General features: G+C 43.1%; 9 protein-coding genes. 3 read left to right on the top strand and 6 right to left on the bottom strand.

Features of this window, described 5'->3' with window-relative positions; all coding sequences use genetic code 11:
• Positions 1–78: 78 nt before the first annotated feature.
• Complete coding sequence (locus F6K20_RS14010) at positions 79–330, bottom strand: CRR7 family NDH-1 assembly protein (RefSeq protein ID WP_044495296.1); 252 nt, start codon at positions 328–330, stop codon at positions 79–81.
• Positions 331–463: 133 nt separating this feature from the next.
• Here F6K20_RS14010 and F6K20_RS14005 point away from each other — a divergent pair, with 133 nt between their 5' ends.
• Entirely contained in the window at positions 464–1,894 is a 1,431-nt protein-coding gene (locus F6K20_RS14005; protein ID WP_008190002.1) for a protein adenylyltransferase SelO, read from the top strand.
• Positions 1,895–1,976: 82 nt separating this feature from the next.
• Here F6K20_RS14005 and F6K20_RS14000 read toward each other — a convergent pair whose 3' ends face one another.
• The gene (locus F6K20_RS14000; protein WP_008190004.1) at positions 1,977–2,507 is read right to left on the bottom strand and encodes an anti-sigma factor family protein; all 531 of its coding nucleotides are present in this window, start codon (positions 2,505–2,507) and stop codon (positions 1,977–1,979) included.
• Positions 2,508–2,714: 207 nt separating this feature from the next.
• Positions 2,715–3,368 (bottom strand): sigma-70 family RNA polymerase sigma factor, encoded by a 654-nt coding sequence (locus tag F6K20_RS13995; RefSeq protein WP_044495298.1) that lies wholly within the window; start codon positions 3,366–3,368, stop codon positions 2,715–2,717.
• A gap of 185 nt (positions 3,369–3,553) precedes the next feature.
• Between F6K20_RS13995 and F6K20_RS13990 the strand changes: the two genes are divergently transcribed.
• Positions 3,554–4,279, top strand: coding sequence for a L,D-transpeptidase (locus tag F6K20_RS13990; protein WP_008190009.1), 726 nt, complete (start codon positions 3,554–3,556; stop codon positions 4,277–4,279).
• 63 nt (positions 4,280–4,342) lie between these two features.
• Here the strand turns inward: F6K20_RS13990 and F6K20_RS13985 are convergent, their stop codons facing one another.
• Both F6K20_RS13985 and F6K20_RS13980 read right to left on the bottom strand, forming a co-directional pair.
• Positions 4,343–4,912: a late competence development ComFB family protein gene (locus F6K20_RS13985; RefSeq protein WP_008190011.1), complete on the bottom strand. Its 570-nt coding sequence runs from the start codon at positions 4,910–4,912 to the stop codon at positions 4,343–4,345.
• A gap of 730 nt (positions 4,913–5,642) precedes the next feature.
• Positions 5,643–6,587 (bottom strand): M23 family metallopeptidase, encoded by a 945-nt coding sequence (locus F6K20_RS13980; protein ID WP_008190014.1) that lies wholly within the window; start codon positions 6,585–6,587, stop codon positions 5,643–5,645.
• Between the two features lie 339 nt (positions 6,588–6,926).
• On the opposite strand from F6K20_RS13980, the gene F6K20_RS13975 reads away from it, so the two are divergent.
• Positions 6,927–7,856 carry a hypothetical protein gene (locus F6K20_RS13975; protein ID WP_287267602.1) on the top strand — a complete coding sequence of 310 codons (930 nt, stop codon included), beginning with the start codon at positions 6,927–6,929 and terminating at the stop codon, positions 7,854–7,856.
• Positions 7,857–8,228: 372 nt separating this feature from the next.
• On the opposite strand, the gene F6K20_RS13970 is transcribed toward F6K20_RS13975, so the two are convergent.
• Complete coding sequence (locus F6K20_RS13970) at positions 8,229–8,450, bottom strand: Hfq-related RNA-binding protein (RefSeq protein ID WP_008190019.1); 222 nt, start codon at positions 8,448–8,450, stop codon at positions 8,229–8,231.
• Positions 8,451–8,534: the final 84 nt, after the last annotated feature.

Raw genomic sequence — 8,534 nt, 5'->3', positions numbered from 1 at the left:
CCAACCCGTCACGCTGAGCGCCGAGTTCTTGCCTAGACATCGGCGCTCAGCGCTCCTGTTCTGTTGCCGGTATAGTTTCTACAGGCGGACTACATACCACTGTAAATACTCTCCAGGTCCTACATCTAATTCACAGCTGGTCTCCATCAAATACTGTCCTTGCTCCTCCAAAGAGGTCAAATGCTGCAAATCCCTGGGCAAATCATCCTGACGATTTGCCAAGATTGCCATTAACTTTGACTTTAACTCCATTGGAGTCAGAATCACCTCTGGTTGATTCGTTTCGAGAACTACATACCCATCTTCCTGGAACATTATAGAATTAGGCATATCTTAGATCAAATCTGCTTTCTTCCTTCGTTAACAATCTTAGATGGTTTATCATTCTTTGGGTCTTTGTGGTGAATAAAAAAACTATTCCTTTGCCAACCTATTCCCTAAGAGCTAAGAAGCCCTGATCGATATGTTCCTTTCTCTCAACTACGAGCCAGCTTTAGAATCCCTGGGATATGACTATTTTGACGAAGTAGCAGCAGCAGAATTTCCCAGGCATATCCTGCGGTTTCGTAACGACCAATTGCTACCCCGTATTGGGTTAAATCCCCAAGACACTAACGACCAAGACTTTATCCAAGCTTTCGGTAAATTTCAGGGAGTTCGACCCTTTTTAGCCCTGCGCTACCACGGCTATCAATTTGGTGAATATAACCCTAGACTAGGGGATGGCAGAGGTTTTCTCTATGGTCAAGTAAGAGGTATCGATGGGGAACTTTACGACTTCGGTACCAAAGGCTCTGGCACCACACCCTACTCCCGAACTGCCGATGGTAGACTGACCCTCAAAGGAGGGGTGCGGGAAGTACTTGCAGCTGAAGCGTTGCACAATCTTGGCGTTTTGACCTCCCGTTGTCTGAGCCTGATTGAAACTGGTGAGCAACTGTGGCGGGGTGATGAACCCTCTCCAACTCGCTCATCAGTGATAGTACGTTTTAGCCGTTCCCATATCCGGTTTGGTACCTTTGAGCGACTGCATTACTTTAAGCGTCCGGATTTAATCAAAAAGCTATTAGACCATGTGATTGAGCAGTACTACCCAGCCATCATCCCCCTCAGGGAGGATAAGAAACAAGAGCAGTATGCTCAGTTTTACGCCGAGTTGGTGGAACGAGTGGCTCGATTGGCAGCCCAGTGGATGGCAGCGGGTTTTTGTCACGGTGTCTTAAATACCGACAATATGTCGATTACTGGAGAAAGTTTTGATTATGGACCTTATGCCTTTATCCCCACCTATGACCCTAAGTTTACCGCTGCTTACTTTGACTATTACAGGCGCTATAGTTACGGCAATCAGCCTGGAATTTGTCAGTTAAATTTAGAAATGCTTCAGCAACCGTTAGGGATGGTAATCCCAACATCGGAGATGGAAGCAGGTTTAGCCGAGTTTGGGAAACATTATTACCGCAATTATCGGCACTTGATGCTGAATAAACTGGGATTTGAACAGTTGCCAGAATCGGAAGAGTCAGAGTTATTGAGGTTAACGATTCAGTTCCTGCAAGATACTCAGGTGGGTTATCACGCTTTCTTTGCTGAATTAGCCCAACAGTTTGATAAGAGTTGGCGAGATGATGTTAGTAAGATAATGAGCCGAGAATCCTTTTGGGAGTCAGATGCTAAGTATTCCTCCCTAGCAGATTGGCGCAATTTCTACCACCACCTTTTACAAAATTTATCAGTTGATCAGCTCAAGGATATGTCAGCACTTTTGCGAGATAAGAATCCGCAAACTGCTTTACTTAGACCTGTGATTGAGGCAGTTTGGGAGCCAATTACTCAGGAAGATAATTGGGAGCCGTTTTATGAGTTGATCAGCAAACTACAAGCTAAACACTGAAATAGTAAAAACTGAAATAGCGATTAGTTCCAAGCCGAGGCAAGAACCATTTATCCCATTTATTTATCCCATTTAAGTTAATTTAATTCAAATTAGGATTATTGACATTTCCCTTAAGTTCTGGTATAATCCCAGCCGGTCTAGGAGATGACACTGGAGCTTTAGGTATCTCAAGCAGCGGTCGATTCACAGCAATCCTGAGGGGTTCTGTTTGCTCCGCTATCTTTAGCTCTGGTGACGAGCCATTAGGCACAATCATCGAAACTGCACCGACAAACATGGCAGCAAGGGTGGCACCACCCCAAACAAATTTTCGGCGATTCCGGCGGCGGTCAATTTTTGAGAAAACTTGCTGTGCCAGTTCTTGAGCTGGTTGCTCTGTTGGTGGGACGGGCATGGTTCGGAATGCCTGACGTAGCATCACCAGTCGATTGTATAATCGTTTGGCATCTGGGTCAGTTGCCAATAGCTGCTGGACTTCAGAGCGCTCTGCTGATGTTACTTCCCCATCAACGTAAGCACTGATTAATTGAAAGCTATCGCGTTTGAGGGAATCCATATCTTTGGCAGATTCCTGCCCATAATTGTTATCAGGGTTAAATTTAGAGGTCATTTTCTCATCACCAACGAGTCATCGTAAACTCCCCACACTAGATCTCCGATATTTTTTATTTTAAGGGAATAACCAATAAAGGAAATCCGGCGCTTTAGATAAAGATCTGATTAAGCTTGTCTTGTTAAATCCGGCGCTTTAGATAAAGATCTGACTCACGCAAGCCTTGTAAAAATTTGATATATTATTAAGTAACTATACTGATGTTTAGGAATCTAGATAAGCTTGCAGGTGAGATTGCAATCTCGCTCTTGCTCTAGCGATTCTAGACTTAACGGTTCCGAGAGAAGCGCCAGTAATTTCAGCAATTTCTTCATAAGCCATACCTTCGATTTCCCTAAGGATAATGGTAGTACGAAACACTTCTGGCAACTCTGATATTGCCTTGTGCAGTTGCTCATAAAACTCTCTGGTCGTCATATCTTCTTCTGGACCAGGCTCTGCTGAAGCAATTTCCCAATCCATATCGCCATCATCCATATGACGTGGTGCATCCAGAGACAGGGGGTGGGCTACCCGCTTGCGTTTGCGGAGCTCATCATAGAACAGATTGGTGGCAATACGGCTTAACCAACCTTTGAACTTGACTGGTTCATTAAGTCGTTTAATATTACGGTAAACCCTAATCCAGACCTCTTGGGCTAAATCGGAGCGATCTTGCCAGTCTGGTGCTAAGTGATACAAAATCTTGTCCACGTGGGACTGATACCGACGTAGTAGCTCAGCAAAGGCTGTGCGGTCAGGACTCATACCTTCCTGACAGCGTAAAACCAAATCATAGTTAGAGAGTTTCTCAGGTTGCACCGGCACTTGAGGAAGCTTTACCTCTGTTGACCAGGATAGAGAAATTGGTTGGCTCATGATTGGAATAGCTTTTAAAACTTTCTTCCTCTCATTGACTCCCAACTTCTGCGATTGGTTCCCGTTCATCGAGCACTAGTCTATCTTACATTTTCACGCTCGTAGTGGACTGAGCCAGTAAACAGCTAATTAACTATTAAATTAACTAGTCATTACCTATTAATTAACTATTAATTAAATTAATTATGGCCATAATCCACTCAATTAACACCAGCTTAATGATCTTTTGCTTTGGGTCAGCAGGATTGTTAATCTCAGCTAAACTACCACAGCTTAAGCTGAAGCAACTTACACCTGAAATTAGCCAGGTCTTGCCAGCAACCTCTCGGTTGACCATAGCAGGACTCAGTACAGATAAGACGTTGACAAAAACCTCTTCAGTATACCCAGAACTGGAACCGTTGTCATCCGAAAAGACAGCCTCAGATCTGGTAGAACCTCAGGTAACGCCAAAGAGACTGAAATCAAAAATTCCCAAGGTTTTACCAGCCACCTCTTATTTTACTGACGCAATTGCTGCTATTACTTACCAGGTAGTTGTGGATTTGAGTGATACTACGGTTTACTTGTACTGGGGAGAACAATTGCTCCAGAGCCACCCAGTTGCTATTGGTAAACCAGGTTGGGATACACCCACTGGCAGTTTCAAAATTATTCGCAAACAACCCAACCCTATTTGGAAAGAACCGATTACTGGTGAACTCATACCTCCTGGACCTGATAATCCTTTAGGAGAAAGGTGGATTGGTTTTTGGTCTGACGGGCACCATCAAATCGGGCTTCATGGCACTGATGAAGAAGAGCTAATCGGCAAAGCGGTTTCCCACGGCTGCTTACGGATGCTCAACCAGGATATTAAACAGTTGTATGAGCAGGTCAGTCTAGGAACACCAGTCATTGTCAGGAATTAAACATTTCAGTTGTAAAAATTATACTTTAAAATGTTTTTTTAAACATCACATGTTAACAATGACTCAACGTAATCCATGTAATCCATTTGAGCGCTGAGGCTTTGGCTCAAAGCCTGGTGCACAGCCCTCTAACATGTTACTAATCTGTCCCATCAGATCTTTGCTGGTTTGTTTGCGGATTGCTTGGCGATCAGCGCCAAAATGAGGTCGCTCTAGGTATTTGGCTATGGCATCCTTGACTTGATGGTTAATTAAATCCATTAGGTCTTGCTTTGCTCTTTTACGCTGGTATTGAGCACCTTTCTCGGTAGTAGCATAGAGAGGGGGCAGTCTATTGAGGGCATAGGCAGCAATATCTCCTACCTCCAGAAAGCGATCGCTCTTGTCTTCTATCTTGGTAACTTGATCAATTGCTTCGCTTAATACCAACTCTTCCATGACATTGATAAACTGCTTGCGAGCAACTGTAACCACTTCACCAGATAGAAGCGCCCCCATCAGTTTGTCTAATGCCATATATTCTTCAATGGAGAGTTCCGAAGCTGTGTCACAAAGGCGACCGACCTCACTCTCCATCAGGGGAGTTAAGTACCCATCTTTCAAGGCTTTTTCTATAATTTGCTCAATTCTCATGAGTAGATTGAATAGCTATTGGTTTAATGGTTAAAATAATTAATAGTATAATCTAGGAATTTAGCTTCGTCTTGATCTGATTAAGCTGATCCCGATAGATGAATCTGGGGAATTTCGTGAAGGGAAGTGAGTGGTTAGTGGAATTTCCTAGTAAAATCAAAAAAAGAGTAGGAGTAAGTGAGGCATAGGGCTTTAGCCCATGACTAACTGCAAACACGAGGAATTTATTGAGTAATGGTAAATAACGACTAAGTCCTAAAGGAAGGACAAGTTAACAGCTAACTAATTGGGAAAGGGCAAGAGGAAAGAAAATTGTTCGCTCTTGCCGGTTACCTTTAACCTTTAACCTTTACCCTTGATGTTTAGATTTATCTATGATATCAAATGTGCTGGCTTAGTTATAGTATAGGTGATCCAGGTGACATACTCCCGACGCTGACAAGCGCGGTACAGCGCGGGCTTCTTACCAACACCATCCAACGATTCGGTTACACGGGTTACTTTATTAACGACACGGGATGCCCCTCCGCGCCGGAACAATACAACTCGTTCTATGTTTAGCTAGTAGGTGGCGGTTAGCTCTTAATTTGTTTTCCCTACTGTCCCTAGTATAGCCCATTGGCATTTCGACGTTCCGACCCTTGCCCCGCGCTTCCCATACGACACTTACCCAATGAAGGTAAAGTGCGGGGCTTCTCGCGGTTTAGCTAAGTGATGGGCTGGCGGAAAGTCAATTTACACCTTCCCATCTCCAGGGTACTGGGTCAACCGACTGACCGTGAACATAGAGACCCCAATGTAGATGAGGACCAGTGGAAGCACCTGTAGAACCAATGCTACCAATGACCTGGCCAGCTTGAACGAAATCCCCCTCTTTAACTTTAATTTGGCTCAAGTGCAGCATAATACTGAGTACCCCTTGACCATGGTTAATCCCTACGGTGTTACCATGAACCCGGAAACCTTGAGACTCTCGTCCTACTAGTGCTATTCGTCCTGCTGCTGGTGCTACTACTGGTGAACCGAAGCCACCGGCATAGTCAACACCACGATGGTAGTAGTTGTTAGCAAAGACACCGTTGTAGTAGCGACGAATACCGAAAACGCTGGAGACACGAGCATTGTTGGGTCTATAGAACTTACCATTCCAGAATTTTTCTGGTGTCACTAATTTTTTAAACTGGGCAACCCGATTTAATTCAAATTGGGTTGCTGGGGCAGAGGCTTTGCCAGACAGCCAGATGCGTTGGACAGGGAAAGAGCGATTCTTAAGTGGTACAGCTATGTTGTTGACTTTACCATCACCAGCCACCCGCAAAACCAATTTTCCTGGTTTATCTAATGGTGTAGTGGGTACTAAAGCTCGATAACGATTTGTCCCTGTTGCAAAGGTAGGATAGGTCTTTTGACCCATAGAAACGCTCGGTGGTGAACCGACTGTTTCGGTTTGAATTACCACTGACAAAGTATCGCCTAACTGGGGATTGTCTGGTTGAACTTGTACCTGTAAAGCTTGCACTGGTTGGCACAGGGCTACAAAACCCGATGCCAGGGCTATTGCTGTCGTTTTAATCAGACCTTTTGCAAGGTGCTTTGCACTAAGAAGTGGGGTGGGACTAGAAGGAGAATAGTGCTCTAGCCCTGATAGTGAGCCATGAGAGGATAGTGATTTCACTGACTTATACAAATTAGACTAAGATTTTTACTCTTTAGCTACTAGGGCATAGACTATCATTTAGCCCAGTGTGTTTCCAATTCCATCTAGTTTGCAGATGAACGGGACCGGGAATCTTGAGCCAGGTGCCATCATAAAAGGACATCTAACTAAGGTCGATAGTCTATCACACTAACGGTTAGGCTAATTCGGTCGATGGATGCTCTATATCAATCAATACCAAACTATGAAATAGTTTTTTTAAGGGTAACTCACGATTGCCAAACTAAGTCGAGGTTTAAATTAATGGACAGTTGGATCATCAAGCTCCATGATTTCATTGGTGAAATCCCATTCCTGGTGATTTCTTTAATTACAGCCGTAACATTTTGCTTTTGGTTAATTCCCTACACCACTGACTTGATGGTGAGCTGTGCAGCGGGTCTTGCTGGTGACTATTTAGGGCGCGAGCAACGCACCTTGGTGATTAACTCAAGTACCAATAATCCTGAGTTACTTTTAATGCTTGTCTCACTGGGATTAGGTAGGCTAGGAGGGATAGCTACCCCACTAGGCTCCAATTTTGCCAACATTTATCTTATGTTTATTGTTGCTCCATTATTTGTTTTAGTTAAGTGGTTTTTTAAGAGGGATTTCAATAATATCTTAAGTCTACTTACTCTAATTAATAGTGAAAAAAAGTTGGTTGTTTGGCATTCAATCATGTCTTTAACTATGTTTGGATTTGCCAGTGTAGCCTATTGGTGCCTAACGGGAGGGTTTCAGTTTAATTATTTATCAGAAGACATCCCATTGAGAACATGGCACTGGTTATTAATCGGAGTGTTTATCTGTATAATTGGGATCGGTATATTTGTGTATTTTGAAAATAACTTGAAAACTAAGCGCCCAGGATTATTTGAAGATATAACTGAGGAAGATTTTGAGTCAAGTTGGTGGAAGTTTATTTTAGGTACTATATCACTGACGGTATTATGTTATATTTTAAATGCCTTATTTTTGGCGTATACGGAACTCTATAGTTCAGTATTAAGTCAGTGGTTGGGCTCAGCAGTTTTTGTGGGATTACATTATTTTATTGGTAGTCTGATCTCTTCTTTACCAGAAGCTAATGTAGCAATAAAAAACTATGAACGTCTAACTTCACCGGATCTCAATACAGCCCTAGCATCAGCAAGTCAATCAAATATGACTAATCTTGCCCTGGGATGCTTGGGCTGTATTATTGCAACTATATTGTTACTGACTGGACTAAGCTATAAGTTGTAAATCAAAAATAAAGTACGAAGTATGAATGTAGAATGCAGAATTTAGAATGTAGAATTAAGAAGGCAGAATTAAGAAGGTAGAATGGTGAAGGCAGAAGGCAGAAGGCAGAAGGCAGAAGGCAGAAGGCAGAAGGTAGAAGGCAGAAGGCAGAAGGCAGAAGGCAGAAGGTAGAAGCCAGAAGTCTAAATTCTAAATTCTAAATTCTAAATTCTAAATTCTAAATTCTAAATTCTAAATTCTAAAAGGTTGAAGGGTAATGCTTGGTTGTGGATCAAGTTTTTAGTTAACCTTGATCCACCAATAAACCCATTTCAGCCTACCCTAAACCGAAGGCTATCCGGCGAACAGTCTTGAGCCTTGAGCCTTGAGCCTTCAGCCTTCAGCTGCCTCTGGCTTTAGATAAGCGATCGCATGATGAGGGATCATGATGGTCTGCTGATCTTGAGTGATCAGACACAGGCAGTTTTGATCTTGCCAGCACAACTTCCCCCTGAAGGAATCCCCAGTGAGAAGTTTTAGCTCTAGGAGTTGTTGGTCTTTGATATAGCCTTGAATTTGACTAATACTGGGCAAGCCGGTATCGAATTGGGCCATAATCACAAAAAATCGTGGGATGTTTGGGAACCCTACCAATCATAACCAATCATACTTGGCCAGGAGGGTTTTTGGGATTTTGGA

This window comes from Moorena sp. SIO2C4 (genome assembly GCF_010672485.1).
Taxonomy (GTDB): Bacteria; Cyanobacteriota; Cyanobacteriia; order Cyanobacteriales; family Coleofasciculaceae; genus Moorena; species Moorena producens.
This window is presented reverse-complemented; position numbering and strand designations above follow the sequence as displayed.

Bases quoted from the DNA above. Each gene is read 5' to 3' on its own strand.
- F6K20_RS14010 (WP_044495296.1), bottom strand. From the start codon at position 330: ATGCCTAATTCTATAATGTTCCAGGAAGATGGGTATGTAGTTCTCGAA.
- F6K20_RS14005 (WP_008190002.1), top strand. From the start codon at position 464: ATGTTCCTTTCTCTCAACTACGAGCCAGCTTTAGAATCCCTGGGATAT.
- F6K20_RS14000 (WP_008190004.1), bottom strand. From the start codon at position 2,507: ATGACCTCTAAATTTAACCCTGATAACAATTATGGGCAGGAATCTGCC.
- F6K20_RS13995 (WP_044495298.1), bottom strand. From the start codon at position 3,368: ATGAGCCAACCAATTTCTCTATCCTGGTCAACAGAGGTAAAGCTTCCT.
- F6K20_RS13990 (WP_008190009.1), top strand. From the start codon at position 3,554: ATGGCCATAATCCACTCAATTAACACCAGCTTAATGATCTTTTGCTTT.
- F6K20_RS13985 (WP_008190011.1), bottom strand. From the start codon at position 4,912: ATGAGAATTGAGCAAATTATAGAAAAAGCCTTGAAAGATGGGTACTTA.
- F6K20_RS13970 (WP_008190019.1), bottom strand. From the start codon at position 8,450: ATGGCCCAATTCGATACCGGCTTGCCCAGTATTAGTCAAATTCAAGGC.